The organism is Catenulispora pinistramenti, from assembly GCF_018274385.1.
In the GTDB taxonomy this organism is placed as follows: domain Bacteria; phylum Actinomycetota; class Actinomycetes; order Streptomycetales; family Catenulisporaceae; genus Catenulispora; species Catenulispora pinistramenti.
Genome location: NZ_JAAFYZ010000187.1, coordinates 1 through 21,749, shown reverse-complemented (window position 1 = coordinate 21,749; position 21,749 = coordinate 1). Strand labels below are relative to the sequence as shown.

Sequence of the window (21,749 nt, the reverse complement as noted above, 5' to 3'; positions counted from 1 at the left end):
CCCCACACCCACCCCGACCTGCCCCGCAAAGCGGATTGCGGATCTCCCCCCAGGATGCGCTAACCTAGTCACGCACCGCCGGACGGAGCCGCCGAAAACGGCACCCCCCAGCGGGCAAGAACGATCCTGCATAGCTCAATTGGCAGAGCAGCCGGCTGTTAACCGGCAGGTTATAGGTTCGAGTCCTATTGCAGGAGCGCACGACGAACGTCTCCGCTCACGTGGGAAACCCACGCGATCCGGAGACGTTTGCCGTCACTAGGGGGAGTCGATCACAGGGGAGGGTTGATCCGCCACACCGCCGGGCAGATGCCCAGCAGCGTCGTGAGCGGCGAGGCACTTCAAACTTGGGGCGTTAGCTCAGCTGGTTAGAGCAGGGGACTCATAATCCCTTGGTCGTGGGTTCGAGTCCCTCACGCCCCACTCCTAACAGAATGAAGATGCGCGGCCCTGACCAGCGAAGCAGCAGGTCAGGGCCATTTGTGTCGTGACAAGTGGCTGGCATGGCAGATCGCGCTGAATCGGAAGACAGTCCGGCTGAACCCGGCTGATTCCGGCCGGCTCCGACCCGGCTCGGCAAATACGCGGCAAAGCGATCTTGAAGGCCTTCCTGGTCACGACCCATTTAGATCATCCTCTGCGCCCGGTTGCGCGGTCGCGCGTCTTCGTACAGGCGCTCCAGTTGCCGCGACAGGATCGCTTCGGCACCTTCCTCGTCCGTCAGATCACCCCGCCCCATGACCTGAACAACGAACCAAGCTACGTCACGCCACAAGACCGACCGGACAAGCTCTAGTCAGCCACGCTCCAGGAGCCAACCGATTCCAACTCCGCACTGATCCGCCTCACCGCCAAAGCGATCCCCCGCCGGTCACCGACTGATTGGGTCCACGACAAGTGGCCGATCATGACACGCAGGACGCACAGATGGCGCAGGGCCGTGAGGGTGGTGAGATCGAGCCGGTGGACCCGTCCGTAGCCCTGGATCAGATCCGACGTGGGCATTCGCGGGCTCTCGAAGAAACAGTCCCACCACCCGATGTCCAAGGCAGGTGGGCCGCTCTTGACGGCCTCCCAGTCGAGAACCGCGGTCACCCGATCACCGTCCACCAGGACGTTGTCGGGGCTGAAGTCGCCATGGAGCAATCCGCTGGGACAGGCGTCGAGAAGCGCCCTGTGCCCGGCCAAGACCGTAAAGGCGTCGTCGAACAACCGCGCGGCTTCGGGGCTGATCTGTCGAGCCTTCCCGAGCTTGTCAGCGAGTCCGTCAACGAACCACACCCCGAGACTGTCCGCCGGACCACGCGACTCGTCGCTGAGAGGACCGAAGCCGGTGGTCGCCACCTGGTGGATCCCTGCCAGCACCTCGCCCGCACGGCGAACCAGCTCCGCGGCCCGCCGATCGTCCACCGACTCGGCCGCCTCCCTCAGGGGCAGACCTTCGGCCTTCTTCTGGATCATGACGACGTCGCCCGCCGGCGAAGCGGCGGGGCCGACACTGAGGACGGCCGGCACCGGCACGCCCTCGGCGGCACACCGGCTGATGACGGCCGCCTCGATGTCGAACCTGCACCGCCCCGGGGCGGCGAGCCGGGCGATGTACGCGTCCTGGCCGAGGTCGCAGAACTCATAGACACGATGGCTGCGACCTGACAATCGGCGGACGGAGACAACTCCGCCGCCACCGCCCTCGGTCCATGCCCGGACCACGGCTTCCACGTCCTCGGGCGGGCACAGACCCGACGTCCGCACGGTGCTGGTCACTTCGCGCCTGTCAGGAGGCCGTGCAGCTGTTCAGCGTCACCGAACAACACCTCGCCATCGCTGCCGTGGCGCGTGGCCGCGTACTGCACGAGCAAGGCCCGTCTCGGGTCGTACGCCTTGTTCTGCGGACTCGAGTGGAAGAGATTGCTGCTGAAACACACGATCGAGCCCGCGGGCATGGTGAGCGGCACCCCCGGATGCGTTCCGAAGTAGCCGACGAGATCGCCGTTGAGACCGTCGGCGAGGTGTGTGACACGGGTACGGACGCCGATCTCGGTGAACGGTATCACCGTGAGCGCACCGTTCTCCTCCGTCACGTCGTCGAGGGCAACCCAGCAGGACAGGTACGGATCGTGTTCCTTGGGCACATAGCCCGAGTCCTGGTGCCAGGAGAAGCGGCCCAGCGACTGCGGATTGCCGTCGCTCTCGAACGTGGTCGCGTGCTGCGACGAGGCCTCCGACCCCATCTTCACCGAGAACTGAGTCCAGATCGAATAGGCCAGCGGACCCATCAGCGACGTGCAGATCTCCGTCATCGTGGGCCCGAACACAAAGTCGCGCAATGCACGCCGGTCCACTCTGCCGAAACCCGGAGTGTACTGCAGGCCGCGGCGGCTGCCGCCCAGAACGTCGACGCCCTCGGCATCCATCCGCGCGTGGACTTCGATGATCGCCTCCTGACACTCCTCCCGGAGGACGGCCAGCACGCCTTGAGGCAGCACAGCCGGCAGTAGGCAGTACCCATCGGACTGGAACTGCGCCAGTTGTTCAGCGGAGAGTGCAGGGCCTTGATTCATGGGAATACTTCCTTCCAGGTCAGGTCAGAATCCGGTTCTTCGCAATTGCTTCGCCCAGCAGCACGATGCTTGGCGATCCGCTCCAGGAGGATCAGATGCCGATGGAGCAGCCCTGGGCCATGAGGCGATTGCCACTGGGGCCGGTTCCGGGCGAAGTAGGCCAGTCGGCAAACAGAGAGCAGCGCAAGGTAGCGAATGATGACACGGTTCGCCGGAGCGGTCCCACCAAGCATGGCGGTATAGCCGTCGAACAAGCCCGTCACATACGCGGCGCGGCGTGGCTCGGCCAGAACCTCGAACGCCCAACTGCTCAAGCTGGCCACGTCGAACCAGCCGTCGCCGGTGGTCAGCTGCTCGTCGATGAAAACCATCGCCGGCTCCGACGAGGAGGACGGCCGATGGATCACCACGTTTCCGCCGTGAAGATCGCCGTGCACGACCGTGGAGCATCCTGCGGCGAACCGCGCCGAACCGTCCTCAATCCAGCTGCGAACCGCTTCGACCACCCGTTTGGCCCGCTCCACCGCCTCGGACTCGAAATCGCCGACGGAGCCTGCGGCGGCCAGAAGGCTCGCCGCTTTGTCAGACTGCGCAAGGAGCCTGGCCGACCACAGTCGCCCGGCCTGCCGGAGCACAGCCGAGCCCTTCGCCTGGACCACCGACATACCTGCCAGATGAAGCCGCGCGACTGCCGTACCGCAGGCATGACCGACCTGATACACCGATCGCTCCGAAACACACTCCGCGGCCATCGACTGGTTCAGATCGCTACCAGGAAGGTATTCGAACACAGTGAGCCAATGTGTTCTCCCATTCCAGGGACCGGGCCCGGCGGAAAGGAGTTCGGGTAGGCAGGCGCGGAGAGGTTCCCGACGCGAGATCTCGCTGGACAAGTCCCGCCGGAGCTGAAGAACCGTCCTGACCGAAGCATCTCCGCTCGTGGCGACGACAAGCTTGACGTAACCGCGAGCCCGATCGCACCGCGCCAGATACGAATCGCGGCCGAGCCTTCGAACGACCCGCCACTCCGTCTCAGTTCGAGCGTCGACGGTAATCACCGTAGGGCGTGCGAGTGACGAGCCGGAAGTCGACGACGAGCCGACGCAGAGACGCGAAGTCGGCGGAGACCTGGCTCAACAGGACGTTCGCCTCCGCCTCGGTGTACGAACGGCCTTCCTCGAACAAGGAAGCCAGAAACGCCGCCAGCGTTTGCGTGCCTTCGGGCGTCATCGGCGAACGCACCAGCCGGCCGTGTTCGAAGAAGGGACTCAGCTGCGGATGACTCTCCAAAGCCACGACGATGGGATTCATCGCGTCGAGCGCGTCAGCGGCCGCGCGGAACGTCGACAAGTCGGGCCCGAAGGTGTTTCCATCGCGGGTCAGCATTCCCATGTCGACAAGCCGGGCGATCGTTTTCGCAACACTGTGCAGGCCGCCGCCGAGTTCGCGCGCGCATCTCGCGGCCGTCGCGTCTTCGCTGCCGGCGTTGAGAACCATCCAGGCGAAGACCCGTGCGCGCGCCGAGTCCGACAGCGCTTGGAGAAGCTGTGCGGGGTTTTCCATCGATCGACCTTTCACACCGTGGGTACGGCGGCTGACGGGGGCAGCGGTCTGACACGAGCGCGGCGTCCCGCCGAATCCAGCGCGGCGAACTCCAGATAGCGCTCTTCATTTCTGCGCGTGGCTTCATAATATGCCGGCCGACCACCTACGGGGTGCCATAGATGCAGTAGCGGATAGCCTAGCGTAATCGGCTCTCCTTGCAGGCTTATCCCGCGTCTGTCGCTCTCATAGGGATGGAAGGCTTGAACCGTCCGCCAGAACATCAAGTCTTCATAACCCCATCCTGGAAGCTCCGGGATTCCACCTACCCGCCGAAATGCAGCATCAGTACATAAATATGCCGCGCTGGCGCGCGGACCGGCGCTCACTCGGCACAACCGCGATGCGGCAGAGATGCCGGGCCGCCACGAGTACGGCGCATACTCGCGATCATCGAGACCCCAGAGTTCTTCATAGCCACTTTCGATCAGCGCCCGGCTGAGATCCGCAGGCAGCCATGCGGCAGTCTCAGCGATGTCGAGTTCGTCGGGGATTATCTCGCTGTGGCTCAGGTCCTCCTGCCGGGCCGCGGGTTCATCCCTCATACGCCAACGACCCACAGCCGCCTTGAAGACCTCGACCAGCGCAGTAGCTGGAATCAGGCCGCTGCGCACGGCGCCACTGACCGGACGCGAGAGGTGGATCTCGCCCCAATAGGGATACACGAATGGACAACCGAGATCAGTGAGCTTTCCCACTCCCTCGCCCAGAACGTCCGGCGCCACCAGGAAATCCGCCTGGTGGAAATAGACCAAATCGGCAGCCGAGTCCCGGCCGAGGAATCCCACGTTCATGGCACGCCCCGGACTGAACTCGCCGGACTCGGCGGCAAAGATGTACTCGGCACCGAACTCCTTTGCCATAAGACGTTGTGTGGCTTCGAGGCCGAGTTCAGTCACCACGATGCGGTAGTTCGGGTAGGCGAGGTCCTCACGAAGGCCCTGCAGCACATGAGCCAGATTCTGCTGTCGCTCGGGCTGCTCCGGGCAGAACCCGAACGGCAGGATCACATCTACGCGCGGCGCGGCTATGACACACCTCCTGGCGAGGCGGCTGCCACCACGGAGGGAACCTGGTCGCGGAGCGAGTGGGCTCCGGCACCTTGCCCCTTGAGATAGGGGTGGTCGAGTCCTCCAGCGGTGAAGAGCGAGACCTGCTCCCTGGCCAGCGCGAAGAGCCGCGCGGCATCGGAAGCCAGACAGGATCGGTAGAGCTGACAGGCGCTCGCGTTGTGGCTCTGCCCCGCCGTCAAGACATACATGGCCTCTACCGCAGCCGTGCCGGCGGAGGTTCGGCCCGTCGCCCACAGGCTTGTGGCACTTGTCAACGACAGCGGGCTGCTGAAGGCCTGCCAAAGAAGGTGGACCCCGGCCTCGGTGAAGTCCGGTTCACGCCTCCCGGCGGCTTTCAACACCGCCGCGTACAACGCTTCGTCACCCAGAGCCTCACGAGTCTGCTGGTAGAGCCGGACGGCCGCCGGCTCGTTCCGCACGCCATAGCACAGCCAGGCGAAGGCGGTGCCCGCTCCCCCATTGGCCCCGGTCCTGGCCGCGGCGAGGTAGTGGTTAATCGCCGCTGCCGGGCTGTCCTGCTTGGTCCAGGAATTGACAGACCACTGCCAATCAACGTATTCGGCGAAGGTGTCAAACACGGGGCATCCCTTCCATCGAAGCGCGATCCGCCGAGCCCACAAGGCGTTCGAATTCGCCGGAGCCGACGAACGAGGCCAGAGCGCCCAGATCAGGGAAGACCCGGGTGGCCAGCGAGAAGATCGTCCAATTGTCGTGAAGCGGACTGACGGCCAGCACCGGGACACCGGCCCGATGTGCCTCATACATTTCGACGGCCGTGCCCATACTCACCTGCGGCAGCCACGCGATGAGCGCATCACACCGCCCCGCATGCGCGACGTATCGCAGGAACATGCTGGTCTGGTCCCGTCGGGTCCACGACAGCCGGTCTGGATTCTCCGCATGGGGATCCACGATCTGGGCGCCCAGCGGGGCCAGAACCGCGGTGACGGCGGTGCGGTATCCCTGGTCGTGGATCGTCCCGTCGGCGATTCCGCCCTGGATCACGCCCGCGAGGAATATCCGCATCATGTGCTCCGTCCACGCAGTGCCAGAAACCCCTCGACAGCGTTCAAGCAGGCAGCCAGGCCGTTGCCGCCGAGCCCTTCGATGAAGCCGGAGCCTCGCCCCACCAGGTCGGGCCAGCGTTCACGATCAGCCAGCGCACGGGCGAGCGCCTCACCCACCGCCGCACGGGTCGCGCCGTCGCGCTCCCACTCACGCAGTTGGGCAAGGAAGGCTGACGAACGTTCCCGAAGTGGGAGAGCCATCAGTTCCAGGCGGTCGTAATGGTCCCGGAGATGGACCCCCTCGGTGACAAGGCCGTGCCTTCTGTACTCGTCGAGCTGAACGTACTGGCTGCTGTTGGACGGCGGCATGAACACGGTCGGCACCTCGTAGGTCCACGCCTCAAGGGGCGCCTCCAGACCCGGGACCGTGAGGAACACCGACGCCTGCCGCAGAGCCCTTATGAAGTCACGATGGCCCAGGCACCCGAAGGTGAACGGGCCATCGGGCCATCGCCGTCGCAGCTCGAACGCGATACGTTCGTTGGCCGTCACGGTCACCGCTTCGAAGGCCGAGAGATCAACCGCGCTGTCGAGCACCTCCATGAGGACGAACGGATAGTCCGTGTCCTTGCCCACCTCATACCAGCCGGCTGCTTCACCGCCCCCGAAGTTCACGAGCAGGCCTGCCGAACCCCGGGCCGCTGACGACTCCGCCGGCGCGGGATCGACGATCGGTCCCACTTCGAGAAGGTTCCGCTGCGTCCTGCGATCCCCGCCGTCCGGCCCCGGCCTGATGGACCGTTGGGCTATGCACAGGTCGAAGTCCCAGGACCAGTCCGCAGACTCGTCCCACCACCAGGTCAGCGGATCGAGCCAGATCGTGGGCAGTCCCGCGCGGCGGGCTGCCGCGGCGCTGGGCCGGTCCATGCACGAGAGCAATGCGTCCGCGGAAGGGAAAAGAGTCCGGGAAACCGACGAGAAGGCAGGGCTCGCGGTATCGCACTTGACAACGTCCCAGCATCCGGTCCGGGAGGCGAGTTGGTAGGCGGTGCCGCAGCCGACGAAAGTGAGCTCGTGACCGCGTTCGGCCAGGGCCTCGGCCACCGTGATCAGCTTGCCCGCGGGACCGAACGCGAAGTTCTCGGCGGTCATGACCAACTGCGCCATCAGCCCGGATTCTCCACCGAGACCTTGTACACCGTGTACGTTTCATACGGCAGCGGCAAAGTCGCCAGGACGGTCGCCAACAGGCCGGCTTCGAGTGCGTGCTTCTCCACATCGAAGATCCCCAGGCCTCGGTGGGCATCCGTCGCGATGAGGTAGGCGCGGCCGCGACGGGTCAGATGCTCCGGCAGTTCTTCGAGGAACCGTTTGGAATGGATCAGGTCGGGGTCGAAGATCGCCGACTCCAGCCGGGTCGCGGGATCACCAGGAAGAAGTGGCGGGTTCGCGATCACCACATCGAACCGCCGTCCGTCTACGGGGGCGAACAGGTCACCGGTCAGGGCGGTGACCCGGTCGGCGACCTGGTTGACCGCGGCGTTGGCCGTACAGCACGCCGTCGCCGCCTCCGACCAGTCGACGCACGTCACCTGGCCGGCCCGGCGCGCGACTCGCAGGCCCTGGTATCCGGACCCGCTGAACACGTCGAGGACCGATTCTCCCGGTTCGACCCGCACATGCTCGGCCAGGAACGCGCTCGTCTTGGTGAATGCGGGGCAGAACACCTCGGGGAGAACGGTCAGGCGCAGCCAATCGATGTCGATGGCATAGGGCTCCGAGTGCTCAAGGTGTCTGTCGATCAGGCGCCGGGCGGGATTGAGATCCATCGAGGTCGGGGTCGAAGTCATCGGCGAGCACAACTCCAAGTCGGGTCGGGTCACGAACGGGTTCGGGCGAAGTCCGCGAGATGGTCGGCGACGGCCGCGTGCCATACATGCGTCGGGTGCCCGTCGAACCGGTAGAACCACGGCTCGCGGCCGGTGTCCGTCGCCAGATCCCTCAGGTCGACGAAGGGAAGACCGGCGTGCCGGAGCTTGGCCGTCATGGCCTCGCCCAGGTCCTGCTCGGCTGCGATACGCGGCAACGGGGGTACGACGACGAAAAACCGCCGCCCTCGTCCGGTAACGTCCTGGTGCATGGCGCGCAGCACTTCAATGCTCACCCGCCACTCCATGCGCTCAACCAGGCCGGGGAGCAACAGCGGGTCGCTGCTGCCCTCGCCGACCCCGATCAGTCCCCGATGCTCCAGCCTGCCGTCGACGAGGTCGAACACCGGATGGCTCGGCCCGCCTGGATTCACCCAGGCGTTGAGCCGGATCCAGCTCTCCCGCCGCCAGGCACGAACAAGTTGGTCGGGCACCCACAGGTAGAGGACGAGACCGTCGTCTTCGCCAACCGCATCGATGTCGATCTCGTGCTTGAGAAGGAGCAGGGCATTGGTCGGGCCGTACCCCATGCACGCGTAGTTGTGGCTCGGTGCCGAATGACGGGTGGTGAGCAGCCCCGCCAGCGCCTGCTCGTCGTCGACGCCGTGGCCGAAGCCCCAGGAACAGCCGAGCACGACGATCGACGCCCTCTGGCCCCGGTATCCGGAATAACGCCGACCGGCCGCGTCGATGCGATAGCGCGCCCGGAACTCGAAGGACGGATGGACCGCGGCGGAGCCGGGCCGGTGCCGCCAGCCGAGAACCGGATCCGGCTGGTGGATCCCCAGCCGCGGCTTGCCCAGACGCTCGTACGGGAGACGGTGCAGGGTGTTGTTCAGCATCCGCGATCGCGACAGGGGCGTCTGGGACGAGACCCGAGACAGAGCGTGATAGTACATATCCAATATTCCAGACATACTGTGCCATCAGTCCGTGTCCGTGATCGCCGGAACGATCAGATCAACCTGCGATTGGTCATGGCGGTCGAGGATGAAGTCTCCGAGGCACAGGTAGTCGATCTCTGTACGCAGGAAGGTCCGCAGCGCGTCCTCGGGGGTGCAGACGATCGGCTCACCACGGACGTTGAACGAGGTGTTGACCAGACAGTGGACACCAGTCCGTGCACCGAAAGCCTGGATCAAGCGCCAAAAGTCCGGGTGCACGGCGCGGTCGACGGTCTGCAGGCGAGCCGAGTAGTCGACGTGGGTCACCGCCGGCAGAAGACTGCGGACCCCGTGGATCCGATCGAGCGGACCGCCGGCCTGGTCGGCCTCGCCGGCCGCGACCCTGATGTCGGGACGGACCGGAGCCACGAACAGCATGTACGGGCTCGCATGTTCGAAGTCGAAGTAGTCCGCACAGCGTTCCGCGGCCACCGCCGGCGCGAATGGCCGAAAGGACTCACGCTGCTTCACCGCGAGATTGATGTGCCGTTGCAGATGGGGCTGCCGCGGGTCTCCGAGGATCGACCGGTTCCCCAGCGCGCGCGGGCCGAATTCCATCGGACCTCGGAACCAGGCGACGATCTTTCCGGCGTCCAGGATCTCGGCGACCGTCCGGAACACGTCTTCAGGATCCAGCCGCCGGTATCGGGCGCCGACGCTTTCCAGATAGTCCCGGATGGCCTCGTCGGTGAAAGAGGGTCCGAGAAGCGCGCCGCTCATGGCGTCGCGTCCATTCGGTCGCCTGGGATTGCCGAGCCGCTGATGCCAGACATAGGACGCCGCGCCGAGTGCCCCGCCCGCATCGCTGGCCGCGGGCTGGACCCACACCTCGTCGAACGCGCCGTCCGCGTAGATCTTGCTGTTCGCCACACAGTTCAACGCTCCGCCGCCGGCCAGACACAGGTTCGGTGATCCGGTGAGCCGGCGGGCGTGGCGTGCCATCCTGACGACCGCCTTCTCGAAGACTGCCTGGATGGACGCGGCGACGTCGGCGTAGAAGTCATCGATGTCGGACTCCGCCGGCCGCCGTCCGCGGCCGAGCAAGGCCTCGAACGCGGGGTTCGTCATCCGATCAGAGCTCGGATCGAGGAAGGCGAAATAGTCCATGTTCAGCCGGAACGCACCGTCATCGAGGACGCGGATGAGGTTGTCTTCGATCAGCTGGGCGTAGCGTGCGGTTCCATAGGGCGCGAGCCCCATCAGCTTGTACTCGCCGCTGTTCACCCTGAAGCCGCAATAGTCGGTGAACGCCGAGTACAACAGACCCAGCGAGTGCGGAAACGACTGACGCCGCAGCGGAGTGATCGTGTTGCCGTCACCACGACTGATCGACGTCGTCGTGTACTCCCCAACGCCATCGACAGTGACGATCGCGGCCCTGTCGAACGGACTTGGAAAGAACCCGGATGCAGCATGCGACGCGTGATGCTCGACAGCCAGCACCCGGGCGCCACGACGCGCGTGCGGGAACAGAGCCCTTACATTTTGTGACGTCTTGGGCAGCGGCCGCACGGCATGCCCGGAGAATCCGGAGACAGACGGCCCGCCGCACACGACGGACTCCGAGTCCGCGACCCGCTGACGCTTCAACGCCGGCAACTCGTTATAGGCGAACCAATCGACGTCCGACCAGTCCAGCCCTTCGGACTCCAGGCACCATCGGGCCGCGCGCGAGGGGAAGGACGGGTCGTGTTTGCGGCGCGTGAAGGCCTCTTCGGCCGCGGCAGCCACGACGGACCCGTCTTTGAGCAGGCATGCCGCGCTGTCATGGAAGAAGGCCGAGACCCCCAGGATGGTCGTGCTCACGTCAGCGGGTAGTGCGTCGTGGGCAGTTCCCGGCTGCTCGTGTCCGGCACCGGCCTGGAAGAGCGCGGCCTCACCTCGAGCGTCTCCACACGATCCCATCTCCCCCACGAAGGGTTCGTGCTCCACTCGATAGAAAGCGCGTACTTCGAACCATGAAAGACATCTCCCCGACGATCACGTGTGAACCTACTGAACTGCGAAGATGCTGCACGCCAGACGTTAAGCGCTTGCATATGCGGACCCTTCGATCAGCAGAACGACAGTCCCGGACGCTAGCCGGGACACCTGCGGAACAGCAAGGAATAATCGATCAGCCTTGTCCGCATCGTTACCTGACAGACATCGACACGTTACCTTCTCGGCGCGTCGCCAACAGCCAACCTGGCCTATTTACCTGGGGATACATGGTCCATGATCTGTAACAGGGGCGATGAGTCGGGTTGATCACCGTGCTGCGCCAGCGCTCCGCCGCGCCATCGCATCAGCCTTTTGATCATGATGAGAGCGTCGGCGCGGCGAAGAAGATCCTTGACGCCGATCGGTGGGGCTCACTACGATCACGGCGATCAACAGGTCTTTCGCCAATCAGTGCCCTGCCGACCTAACATGCAGGTCACACTGGCAGATCAGGACCGAATCCCGACCGGACCGGCGACGATCCGGCCCCCGACGAACCGAGTCGGGCGGCGTCGCTCCCACGAAAGTAAGCGATTACCTCACGATGGGGGAGGTATGCGAGAACTGCTGGGCTTCCTTCGGATCGCACGTCACAGCCGCGTCGTCGTGTTCCTGGTGCTGCACGGGCTGTCGCTGTCGGAGCCCGCCGCGGTCGCGTTGGCGATCGGAGCGGTGGTGGCGAAGGTGTCCTCCGCGTCGTTCCGAACCGGTGCGATCGGCTCGGTAGTCGCGCCGGTCCTCATCCTCACCGGCGTGATGACCGCCGCCGAGGTCTCCCGGGCACTGCTGTCGCTCATCGAGTGGCGTGTGGTCCAGGACATCGACGGAGCGGTCCACGACGAGGTCATCCGCCGGGTACTGGCACTGCCGACCGCGGCCTGTGCCGAATCCGTGGATTTTCAGGAAGCCGTGGCCGTCCTGCGGTCCCCGGCCTACGCGTGGTCCGACGACGGCATCGGGGCCGGCGTGGTGAGCGGCGTCCGTCTGGTGCTGCGCTACGCGGCACTCGTGCCCCCCATGGTGATCCTTTCCTCGGTCAGGTGGTGGTGGGGGCCGACGGCCGCAGCCGGCGTGCTGGCGCTGGGATGGCTTCGAGAGCGTGAATGGCGGGGTCTGAACGCACTCCAGATATCGATGCAGCCCGTCATCCGCCACGGATACGGGTGGGCCGAGATACTCGCGGGCCGCTCCGATGCCAAAGAGGTCCGCGTGTTCGGGCTCGCAGACTGGCTGGGCGAGCACCATCGCGTCACTCTTCGCGACGTGCTCGGCAGGACCGTGGCCGCCAGGCGCCGCCTGTTGCGGACGGAACTGGCGGTGTGCCTGGGTTGGATCGCCGTCGCCGTAGTGATCTTCATGAGTCTGGCCGACCCGGCCATGCGGGGCGGGGAATCGATTTCTCGGTTCGCGGCAGCGGTCGCGGCGGTCAACGCGTTGTTCACGGTGGCCATGGCCAACGTCGGCAGTGACGCCGTGGAAGCGGCGATGCCCGCCGTGCACGCGATGCGGCGGCTGCGCACAAGCCCCGCGCAAGCGGAACCCGAGACTGACCGGAGCACCGGGACGGATGTGTGCCTGTCCAAGGTCACATATGCGTACGGCACGCGGGCGGTCCTGAACGGAGTCTCCTTGACGATTCGGCCGGGCGAAGTGGTCGCTGTGGTCGGAGCGAACGGGGCCGGCAAGTCGACCCTGGCCAAACTGCTGTCCGGCCAGTACCGGCCGACTTCCGGCACGGTCAGCACCCCGCCGGCCAGCTATGTCGTTTACCAGGACTTCGTACAACACGAGCTGACCCTTCTGGAGAACATCCTGGTCTCCGCTCCCGAGGCGGACATGGCACAACTGCACGAAGCCGCGCGAGCGGTGGGCGTGGACCATTTGGCCGCGAAACTGCCTCGCGGCTGGGACACGACACTGGCGTCGGGGTACCGCGACGGAGTCGCGCTCTCGGGCGGGCAGTGGCAAACAGTCGCCCTGGCCAGATGCCTGCTGGCTGCTTCCTGCGGCGCGGGCCTACTGATCCTCGACGAGCCGACCGCCCATCTGGATGTGGAGACCGAGCTCGCGGTGTTCGAGCAGATCAGAAACCTTCGCCGCGATGCCGCTCTCGTGATGATGTCCCACAGGCTCTCGACGGTACGCAGAGCGGACAGGATCCTGGTCATCGCCGACGGTCGCATCGCCGAGCAGGGCACCCACGAGGAGCTGATGACCTCGCGGGGGCGGTACGCCCAGATGTTCGCCGTGCAGGCGGAGAGCTTCGAGACGAGGGCGGGCTGATGGTCGCCGATCTCAGGCTCGTGGTGAACCTGTGCCGCCGGTATATGCCCCGCGCGAGCCTGTGGTTGTTGTTGCTGACCTGCGCCACGGCCCTTGCACCGAGCACATTGGCGTTGGGGATGCAGTCGATGCTCGACGGGGTTCTCACCCACTCGCTCGCGAAGGTGTGGCCGGGCGTCGTGGAGACCGCCGTGTCAGGAGCCTTCATGGTCGCCGGCCGCCGCGTCGTGGCGGTGCAGCAGACCATCGTGGGTCAGACCGTCGGCACACACCTGGATCGGAAGATCTTGAATCTGTGCGCGACGCTGCCGGGCACGGCGCATGTCGACGATCCGGCCGCACTGTACCGCGTGGAACAGGTCAGGGGCCTGGGCGTACGCGCGATGATCCTGTCCGTCCAGGCCGTGACCATCATGCGCGCGCTCGTCTGGCTGGTCTTCGCTGTCATCATGCTCGGCACAGTCCATCCGCTGCTGGCCCTGCTCCCCGCAGCGGCACTGCCCTCACTCGTCCTCGTACGGTCCTCGGCTCGAAGCCTGGCCGAGGCGCGACAGCAATCGGCCGAACACCACCGCGCAGCGCAGCATCTGCTCGTCGAATTCCTGACGCCGGCCTCCGCCAAGGAACTCCGAGGGGGCCGGAGCGGCGGTTATCTGCGCGAAATAGCCCGACAACGCCGCGAGTCGGCCGTCGCACAGATGGCGCGCGCGCAGCGCCGGGTCATGATCGGAACACTCGTGGGAGCGGTGGCGTTGACGGTCTCCTGCACAGCGGCGTTGCTCTTCGCCGCTCACCTGGCCGCCTCGCACGCCGCCTCACCCGGTTCTGTGCTCCTGGTGCTGACGATAGGCGGCCAACTGCGGGCGCAATGTGCCGACGTCTTCGACAGCCTGCGCATGTCCGCCCGGGGCCTGGAGATGATCGGGCACTACCGGTGGCTGGCGGCCCTGCACCGCGAATCGGCATCGAAGGGCGGGTCACCGGTGCCGACGACCCTGACGACAGGGATCGAACTCCGGGACGTGGTGTTCCGCTACGGATCCGCCGAGCCCACGCTCGAAGGCATCGACCTTCTCCTGCCCGCCGGCGCGACCGTCGCCTTGGTGGGGCTTCACGGCAGCGGCAAGTCGACCTTGGTCAAACTGCTCCTTGGAATGGTGCAGCCGACCTCTGGCCGGATCACCGTCGACGGCGTGCCGCTCGATGACTTCCGCCGTGAGCAGTGGTGCGCCAGGACGACGGCGGCGTTTCAGGACTTCAGCCGCTTCCCACTGCTCGCGGGCGAAGACGTGGGAGTCGGGGATCTCTCCCGGCTGACGGACATCGACGACGCTGCACGCCGCGGAGGTGCCGAAGCAGTCTTCAACTCGCTCCCGCACGGTCGGCACACCCGCTTGGGCACAGCATTCGGCGACGGGGTCGGCCTGTCCGGCGGTCAATGGCAGAAGATCGCGGCATCACGCGCGTTCATGCGAACGGATCCGCTTCTGGCCGTCCTGGACGAACCGACCGCGGCGCTCGATGCCGACAGCGAGCGGCAGGTCTACCACCAGTACAACGAGGCCGCGCGTACGTGGAGGACGGCGTCCGGCGGGATAACCGTCCTCGTCTCCCACCGCTTCGCGACGGTCCGCGCCGCCGACCTGATCGTCGTGCTGGCGAACGGACACATCGTCGAGACCGGCTCCCACCGTCAGCTCATGGCCCGAAACGGCAGGTACGCAGAGCTTTACCGCTTGCAGGAGGCCGCCTACCGATGACCGGCTTCCGATCATGTTTGCGGACTCTTGAAAGGACCTCGAGTGCTTGTGCTGCACGTTGTCAGCAACAACGGTGTCGGCGGCGTGGAACGGCATGTCCAGACCCTGGCCGCGGCCCAACGGGCGTTGGGTACGCGAGTGGAGATCCTGTGCCCCGCACGTGACCACTTCGTCACCGAGGCCGAATCGCTCGGGCTGTCAGTACACATCGATCCGGCACTCGCCCCCGGGACGGACGCGGGAGACACCGCGCTCGCGGCAGCACGCTCCGCCTTTCTCCGGCATCTGCGACGTCTCACACCTGACGTCGTCCATGCACATTCGCGGCGCGCCGGCACCGTGGCGATGGCGTCTGCGATCTCGCTGGGGATCCCCGCTGTCTACACACATCACTCGCTGGACGTCTCGCCGTTCCTGCAGGCCGAACATGTGCTGGGTCGCCGTTATCCCATCGTCGCGGTCTCCACGGCCAGTGCCACGCTCCTGCGACAGAGGTTGGGCCCGGACGCGGACGTGCGGGTCGTTCCCAACGGGATACCCGCCGACTCCCCGCCGATGCAGACCCATGACCTGCCACCGCGGCCATCACTGGCGGTTGTGGGCAGACTGACCCCTGAGAAAGGGGTCGACCAGGCAATCATCGCCCTCCGACACCTGGTGGACCATCAGGGGGCAGAACAGGCTCCGGCCCTGCACATCTTCGGCCGGGGCACGGAGGAGCGCACGCTGCGCTTGCTGTGCCAGCACCTCGATCTCACGGGACGAGTCCACTTCCACGGCAGCCGGCCGGGAGTCCTGGCGATCCGGCTGCCTGTGAACGCCTTGGTCATCCCGTCGAGGTCGGAATCGGCTCCGCTGGTCCTTTTGGAAGCGATGCGCAGCCGCATCCCAGTCGTGGCCACAGATGTCGGGGGAATCGGAGATGTCCTTCCCTCAGACAGGTACGGCGTGGTCGTGCCCGCGGGCAGTCCGGAAGAACTGGCCCGGGGAATCCTGCCGGTACTCGCCGACCCCGAGCGGGCGGCTTCACGCGCCGACGCTGCCCACGAGAGATTCATCGACGAGTTCACCGCCGATCGTATGGCCCTGCGAACCCTGGACCTCTACAAGGAGACTCTGCATGCGTGAGACCATGACCCAGGTTGCGCAGAACGGCCTCGTCTATGCTCAAGGATATGAAGGTCTGCACCGCGCACAGACCGACATTCCAGATGTAGCGGCCGAGCACGGAGAATACCCCACACCGCCGCCCGTTCAAGCCCTCATTCCCACGTGGAACGATTTGCTGTCCCTCATCGTCTGCCTCCCGTCGGTAGCGACGACCGTCGACCAGATCATCATCTGCGACGACGGTTCCGACGACGGAAGCCATGAGTTCATCGAGTTCGTCAAAACCTGCGGATTCCGCGCGGACATCGTGTTGCTCCACACGTCAGGCAGAAGGGGCGGCACGGAGACCAGGGAGCTTCTGCGAACTCACGAACGCCCCGACATGGCGCGGTTGTGGCTGGACGCCGACGACCTCCTGATTCCCGAGTGCTGGCCGCGCTTCGCCGCCGAGTTGGCCGGAGCCGGCTGTCTGGCCCTCGGGTTCCATGAGGTGTGGGGCGACCATGGGCACACCACCCACTGGGGGTTCCGGGCCGATCCGTGTCATATCGCCCTCGCCCCTGAAGACCGGCGGCTGGTCAAATGGGCCAAGCGCGAGGGCAAGGGCTTTCTGGTGCCGGTCTACGATCAGGGCCCTTCCGGTGTCGGGCCCCTGGCAGCCTTCCATCTCAACGGCTTCAAAGTCGATCAGCGTCTGGCGCACAAAGGTGCACCGATGCGGCGCCACAATGACCACCCCGACGCCCCGCAGAACCTCTCTGCGAACACTGATGGCGACATCCACCAAGCGGCCATGCGTGTGCTGTTCGAAAACCGTGAGCATGTGGCCGCGCCCATGCCGACCGAACTCTCGGCCTATTTGGAAGGCTGGATCCCCCGAGACCTTCGTTTCACCATGACCGACGGGAACCGGCACGGCGACCCCGATGTGTGCGGCACGCTTGAAAGGCTGCGCGATGCCATGTTCGAGCCGCTGCGCCGCCTGCGGCAGTTCGGGGGCACCGACGATTCTGGGCCCAGCTTCTTCTGAGATCGCCTTTCTGATCGATGTTCATTATGTGATCGCACCGATGGAGATACCGATGCGCAGTTCTTCAACCGGCAGCCGCCGATCGTCCAGGGGCAGAGGGCCGGCCGTGTTCCTGATGTCCGCGTCAGTGGCACTGTCCCTCGGGCCCGCGACGCGCGGATGGGCGGATCCGGCCGCGGCGCCCACGACGATCGGCGCCACGGCCACGCCGATCGAGCATCTGGTGGTGATCTTCCAGGAGAACGTGTCCTTCGACCACTATTTCGGCACGTACCCGAACGCCGCGAACACCGACGGCACCACATTCCACGCATCGGATGACACCCCGAGCGTGAACAACCTGCTCGGCGGCGGCAACCTGCTGACCGGCAACACGAACGCGGCGAATCCTCGCAGACTGGGCGCCGACATGCTGCTGACCTGCGATCAGGGGCATGCTTACGCAGCGGAACAGAAGGCGTTCGACGGCGGTCTGATGGACAAGTTCGTCGAGAATACCGACAGGGAATCGTGCACCGCACCGGACAAGGGCGTTCCCGGCCTGGTCATGGACTACTACGACGGCAACACCGTCACCGGGCTGTGGAACTACGCGCAGAACTATGCGATGTCGGACAACTTCTTCGGCACAGTGTTCGGGTCATCCACTCCCGGCGCCCTGAACCTGGTCTCCGGCCAGACCTACGGCGGCTACGCCGTCGACTCCGGGACCGGCCGGAAGGTGAACGACTCCAGCGTGGTGTCGGCTGCGGACGCCGACGGGATCGGCACCGTCATCAGTGATCCGGATCCGGCCTTCGACGACTGCGGAGCTCCGGGCCACCGGCTCGCGATGACCGGCCGCACCATCGGCGATCTACTCAATGCCAAGGGCGTCACCTGGGGCTGGTTCGAGGGCGGCTTCAGGCCGACCACCGCGGCGGCCGCCGGAGCCCCGGCCGTGTGCGACTCCTCGCACGTCAACGTCGGCGGTGTCACCGTGTCCGACTACAGTGCGCACCACGAGCCCTTCGAGTACTACGAGTCGACGGCGAACCCGCATCATCTCCCGCCGACTTCGGTCGCGAGCATCGGGGGGACCGATCAGGCCAACCATCAGTACGACCTCTCCGACTTCGGTGCCGCGCTGAACGCCGGGCATTTGCCGGCCGTATCGTTCCTGAAAGCACCGAAGTACCAGGACGCCCACGCCGGCTACTCGGACCCCGAGGACGAGCAGAAGTTCCTTGCCGGCACGATCAACGCGCTGCAGAAGTCGCCGGACTGGAAATCCACTGCCGTGGTCGTCGCCTACGACGACAGCGACGGCTGGTACGACCACGTCATGCCGCCGATCGTGAACACTTCCTCCGGCCCCGACGATGCACTCGACGGCGCCGGCAGCTGCGGCGGCGGCCAGACTCCGCTCGGTGGCCACACCGACCGCTGCGGCTACGGCGCACGCCTGCCGCTGCTGGTCATCTCGCCCTACGCCAAGCGGGACCACGTCGACCACGCCGTCACGGATCAGTCGTCCATCCTGCGCTTCATCGAGGACAACTGGCACACCGGCCGCATCGGCGACTCCTCCTTCGACGCCCTGGCTGGTCCGCTGAACGGCCTGTTCGACTTCGGCCACCGCCGCAGCGGCAAGGTGCTGCTGGACCCGGCCACCGGCTCGGTCCTGCGGGACTGACGCCACGAGGGAGCGGAGCTCCAATCGTCCGCATGGCACCGACAGACAGGTCGCGACACCGAGAGGCAGGCACGATGCGCGTGGGTATTTCCGGTCTCGGCCGCTGGGGCAAGAAGCTCGTCGACGCCTTTTCCCGGCACGCCGAAGTAGTTGTCTGCTGCAGCGGCGGCGGGCTTGCCAATCGCGAGTGGCTGGCCGCGACCCACCCGTCCGCGGCATGGGTGAACGCCTTCGACGCCATGGCCGCCGAACCGCTGATCGACGCCGTGGCGATCGCGTCTCCGACGCACTTGCACGAGGTACAGGCGGCCGGGGCGCTTCGGTGTGGAAAACACGTGTTCGTCGAGAAGCCCTTGGCGACGAACGCTCAAGCCGCGGTGAACCTGATGCGATCGGCGGAAGTCCGCGGCCTGCGCCTGCAGGTCGGCCACACCTTCCTGTTCGATCGGGAGATCGAACGGATCACCCGGGAGACGGCTTTGGACCCGGTCGTGACCGCGAAGTTCGAATGGCACAAAAGCGGCCCGTTCACCGAACCACTCCTGTGGGCGCTCCTCCCACACGATGTCGCGCTGGCCATGAGCCTGTACCGGCGCGCTCCCGAAGCCGTCCGGGTCCGGGGCGCAGTGGCGGACGCCTGCTGCGACAAGGCGCGTGTCGACCTGGATTTCGGATCGGGGGCGCAGGCCACCCTGGCCTACGATCGACGCTCGCCCGTCGTGGAAAAGCGCGTCGAAGTGCTGACGGTCTCCGGGCGGCGGCACCGATGGCGGTCGCGTCCCATGAGTCCTCCGGCACTGGATAACGCCGTCGTCTCGTTCATCGAAGCGGTGTCCGCAGGGCGCGATCCGCTGGTGTCACACGGCGCGTTCGCCGTCCAGGTCGTCAAGGTTCTCGATCGCATCGGCACTGCCAGTCTCGATGGACTCCGTGGGTAGCGCCCGCGCCGCAGTCGTCGGCGGCGGAATATTCGGGATCACCGCGGCGGTCCAGTTGGCGCGTGCCGGGCACCGCGTGGACTTGTTCGAGCAGAGTGCCGAGTTGCTCTCCGGTGCCAGCTTCGGGAACCAGCGCAGGCTGCACCGCGGATATCACTATCCCCGCGGAATGGAGACCGCGTCCGCGGCGCTCCGGGCGGTCAAGGCTTTTGAGGCAGAGTATCCGGGCGCCGTCCATGAGACCTGCGCGCACTATGTGGCGATCTCCAAACGCGACAGTCTGGTGAGCGCGGAGCAGTACATGGACTTCTGCGCTGCGGCCGGGCTCCGGTTCCGCGAGGAATATCCGAGCTTCATTCGCCGATCGTCGGTCGACATCTGTCTGCGCATCGCCGAGTCGCTCATCGACGTCGACCGCCTGCGCGGGGAGTGCCGGGGGAAGCTGGCGTCGGCGGGAGTCGATGTCCGGCTCAGGACCAGGGCTGACCGCCGGATCCTGTCCGGCTACGATCTCGTCGTCCTGGCCACCTACGCGGACCTCAACCGGCTGCGGATCGAACTCGGCCACGGACCGCAGGTGTTCCAGTTCGAGGTCTGTGAGAAGCCGGTCGCCCGCCTTCCCGACGAATACCGGAACACCAGCCTGGTCATCATGGACGGGCCGTTCATGTGCGTCGATCCGGTGGCCGGCAGTCCGGACTTCCTGCTCGGGAACGTCGACCACGCCATCGTGGCCAGTACGGTCGGCTATTTTCCGCTGATCCCCCGCTCCGTGGCCCGGCACGTCCACTCCGGGGTCGTCATCAAACCGAAGCCGTCACGCTTCGATGACTTCGTCGGCTCCGCCAAGGAGTTCTTGGTGGGATTCGATCAGGCGATACATCGTGGATCGATCTTCACGATCCGAACGGTGCTTCCCCATATGGAAGCGACCGACGACCGGCCGACCCTCGTGCGGTCTCTCGACGAGCGGACCTTCGTGATCTTCGGAGGCAAGATCACGACCTGTGTCGAGGCGGCGCACGAGCTCGCCGCACAGATATCGACGCGTTCCCGGTCCGCACTTCCCGTACCTCGATAGGAGATCGCCAATGGCCGACGCGGCGGAAGTCTGGGCGATGCGCCGGGCGATCCACCTGGCCGAACCGACCGTCGGCTCGACCGGGCCGAACTCGCCCGCGGGCTGCGTCGTGCTGTCGGCCGCGGGAGAGCTCGTCGGGGAGGGATGCCACCGAGGTCCGAACACGCCGCACGCCGTGGCGGCCGCTCTGGCCGAAGCCGGGTATCGGGCTCGTGGCGGTACCGCCGTCGTCACACTCGAACCGTGCTCTGGCAACAGATCGACGCGTCCATGCGCCGAGGCACTGGTCGACTACGGTATCAAACGTCTGAGCTACGCAGTCTCGGATCCCTTCTCCACGGACCCGGACAGACTGGATCTGCTTCACTCCCATGGGATCGGCGTCGAGCGCGGGCTGCTGGCACAGGACGTGGTGGAGTCGAACGTCATGTGGCTGTCCGCCGCGCGTTCCAGCCGCCCGTTCGTCACGTGGAAGTTCGCCAGCACCATCGACGGCCGCACCGCTTCGGTCAACGGGTCCGCGCGCTGGATCACCGGGATCGAGGCTCGCCATGACGCCCGCCTCCACCGCGCGCGCCACGACGCGGTCCTGGTCGGTACCGGAACGCTCCACTGCGACGACCCACACCTGGGTCTTCGCCATGCCGTGGGATCGCAGCCGCTACGGGTCGTCCTCGATCCGCGTGGACGGATCCGCCCTGAGGCCCGCGTACTCGACGACTCGGCGCCGACGCTGGTGATCACGGCCGACGGAGCCGCGAAGCCCGCCCTGCC

At 66.0% G+C, this 21,749-nt stretch carries 20 protein-coding genes and 2 tRNA genes; 10 read left to right on the top strand and 12 right to left on the bottom strand.

Annotation, left to right across the window (positions count from 1 at the left end; genetic code table 11):
* Positions 1 to 124 precede the first annotated feature (124 nt).
* Positions 125 to 197, top strand: a tRNA-Asn gene (locus KGQ19_RS36770).
* A gap of 152 nt (positions 198 to 349) precedes the next feature.
* Positions 350 to 423 (top strand) — tRNA-Ile (locus tag KGQ19_RS36765).
* Between the two features lie 369 nt (positions 424 to 792).
* Here the strand turns inward: KGQ19_RS36765 and KGQ19_RS36760 are convergent.
* The 12 genes from KGQ19_RS36760 to KGQ19_RS36705 all read right to left on the bottom strand — a co-directional run bounded on the left by KGQ19_RS36760 (position 793) and on the right by KGQ19_RS36705 (position 11,841).
* Positions 793 to 1,764, bottom strand: coding sequence for a phosphotransferase family protein (locus KGQ19_RS36760; RefSeq protein WP_212017983.1), 972 nt, complete (start codon positions 1,762 to 1,764; stop codon positions 793 to 795).
* Positions 1,761 to 2,561 (bottom strand): phytanoyl-CoA dioxygenase family protein, encoded by an 801-nt coding sequence (locus KGQ19_RS36755; protein WP_212017981.1) that lies wholly within the window; start codon positions 2,559 to 2,561, stop codon positions 1,761 to 1,763. Before KGQ19_RS36755 ends, KGQ19_RS36760 begins: the two co-directional genes overlap by 4 nt.
* Positions 2,558 to 3,352, bottom strand: a complete 795-nt coding sequence (locus KGQ19_RS36750) for a phosphotransferase family protein (protein WP_212017979.1) — start codon at positions 3,350 to 3,352, stop codon at positions 2,558 to 2,560. Before KGQ19_RS36750 ends, KGQ19_RS36755 begins: the two co-directional genes overlap by 4 nt.
* Before the next feature lie 241 nt (positions 3,353 to 3,593).
* On the bottom strand, positions 3,594 to 4,124 hold the full coding sequence (locus KGQ19_RS36745; RefSeq protein WP_212017977.1) for a DUF2087 domain-containing protein: 531 nt from the start codon (positions 4,122 to 4,124) through the stop codon (positions 3,594 to 3,596).
* Between the two features lie 11 nt (positions 4,125 to 4,135).
* On the bottom strand, positions 4,136 to 5,173 hold the full coding sequence (locus tag KGQ19_RS36740) for a hypothetical protein (protein WP_212017975.1): 1,038 nt from the start codon (positions 5,171 to 5,173) through the stop codon (positions 4,136 to 4,138).
* Between the two features lie 17 nt (positions 5,174 to 5,190).
* Positions 5,191 to 5,814 (bottom strand): hypothetical protein, encoded by a 624-nt coding sequence (locus KGQ19_RS36735; RefSeq protein ID WP_212017973.1) that lies wholly within the window; start codon positions 5,812 to 5,814, stop codon positions 5,191 to 5,193.
* Complete coding sequence (locus KGQ19_RS36730; RefSeq protein WP_212017971.1) at positions 5,807 to 6,262, bottom strand: hypothetical protein; 456 nt, start codon at positions 6,260 to 6,262, stop codon at positions 5,807 to 5,809. The genes KGQ19_RS36735 and KGQ19_RS36730 overlap by 8 nt, the downstream gene beginning before the upstream one ends.
* Positions 6,262 to 7,395 (bottom strand): hypothetical protein, encoded by a 1,134-nt coding sequence (locus KGQ19_RS36725; protein WP_212017969.1) that lies wholly within the window; start codon positions 7,393 to 7,395, stop codon positions 6,262 to 6,264. The genes KGQ19_RS36730 and KGQ19_RS36725 overlap by 1 nt, the downstream gene beginning before the upstream one ends.
* Before the next feature lie 14 nt (positions 7,396 to 7,409).
* Positions 7,410 to 8,093: a methyltransferase gene (locus KGQ19_RS36720; RefSeq protein ID WP_212017967.1), complete on the bottom strand. Its 684-nt coding sequence runs from the start codon at positions 8,091 to 8,093 to the stop codon at positions 7,410 to 7,412.
* Between the two features lie 29 nt (positions 8,094 to 8,122).
* The gene (locus tag KGQ19_RS36715) at positions 8,123 to 9,013 is read right to left on the bottom strand and encodes an alginate O-acetyltransferase AlgX-related protein (RefSeq protein WP_212017965.1); all 891 of its coding nucleotides are present in this window, start codon (positions 9,011 to 9,013) and stop codon (positions 8,123 to 8,125) included.
* An 84-nt stretch (positions 9,014 to 9,097) separates the two neighbouring features.
* Positions 9,098 to 10,921 carry a carbamoyltransferase family protein gene (locus tag KGQ19_RS36710; protein WP_212017963.1) on the bottom strand — a complete coding sequence of 608 codons (1,824 nt, stop codon included), beginning with the start codon at positions 10,919 to 10,921 and terminating at the stop codon, positions 9,098 to 9,100.
* A 767-nt stretch (positions 10,922 to 11,688) separates the two neighbouring features.
* On the bottom strand, positions 11,689 to 11,841 hold the full coding sequence (locus KGQ19_RS36705) for a hypothetical protein (protein WP_212017961.1): 153 nt from the start codon (positions 11,839 to 11,841) through the stop codon (positions 11,689 to 11,691).
* Positions 11,842 to 11,854: 13 nt separating this feature from the next.
* Here KGQ19_RS36705 and KGQ19_RS36700 point away from each other — a divergent pair, with 13 nt between their 5' ends.
* The 8 genes from KGQ19_RS36700 to ribD form a co-directional block, all read left to right on the top strand.
* The gene (locus KGQ19_RS36700) at positions 11,855 to 13,381 is read left to right on the top strand and encodes an ATP-binding cassette domain-containing protein (protein ID WP_212017959.1); all 1,527 of its coding nucleotides are present in this window, start codon (positions 11,855 to 11,857) and stop codon (positions 13,379 to 13,381) included.
* Positions 13,381 to 15,141: an ATP-binding cassette domain-containing protein gene (locus tag KGQ19_RS36695; protein WP_212017956.1), complete on the top strand. Its 1,761-nt coding sequence runs from the start codon at positions 13,381 to 13,383 to the stop codon at positions 15,139 to 15,141. Before KGQ19_RS36700 ends, KGQ19_RS36695 begins: the two co-directional genes overlap by 1 nt.
* A 42-nt stretch (positions 15,142 to 15,183) precedes the next feature.
* Positions 15,184 to 16,269: a glycosyltransferase family 4 protein gene (locus KGQ19_RS36690; RefSeq protein ID WP_212017954.1), complete on the top strand. Its 1,086-nt coding sequence runs from the start codon at positions 15,184 to 15,186 to the stop codon at positions 16,267 to 16,269.
* Positions 16,262 to 17,281, top strand: coding sequence for a glycosyltransferase family 2 protein (locus KGQ19_RS36685; protein WP_212017952.1), 1,020 nt, complete (start codon positions 16,262 to 16,264; stop codon positions 17,279 to 17,281). Before KGQ19_RS36690 ends, KGQ19_RS36685 begins: the two co-directional genes overlap by 8 nt.
* A gap of 115 nt (positions 17,282 to 17,396) precedes the next feature.
* Positions 17,397 to 18,956: a phospholipase C gene (locus tag KGQ19_RS36680; protein WP_212017950.1), complete on the top strand. Its 1,560-nt coding sequence runs from the start codon at positions 17,397 to 17,399 to the stop codon at positions 18,954 to 18,956.
* A gap of 32 nt (positions 18,957 to 18,988) precedes the next feature.
* On the top strand, positions 18,989 to 19,894 hold the full coding sequence (locus KGQ19_RS36675) for a Gfo/Idh/MocA family protein (RefSeq protein WP_212017948.1): 906 nt from the start codon (positions 18,989 to 18,991) through the stop codon (positions 19,892 to 19,894).
* The gene (locus tag KGQ19_RS36670) at positions 19,887 to 20,975 is read left to right on the top strand and encodes an FAD-dependent oxidoreductase (protein WP_212017946.1); all 1,089 of its coding nucleotides are present in this window, start codon (positions 19,887 to 19,889) and stop codon (positions 20,973 to 20,975) included. The genes KGQ19_RS36675 and KGQ19_RS36670 overlap by 8 nt, the downstream gene beginning before the upstream one ends.
* 10 nt (positions 20,976 to 20,985) lie before the next feature.
* The coding region (gene ribD, locus KGQ19_RS36665; protein ID WP_212017944.1) for a bifunctional diaminohydroxyphosphoribosylaminopyrimidine deaminase/5-amino-6-(5-phosphoribosylamino)uracil reductase RibD at positions 20,986 to 21,749 on the top strand (764 nt) is incomplete at its 3' end.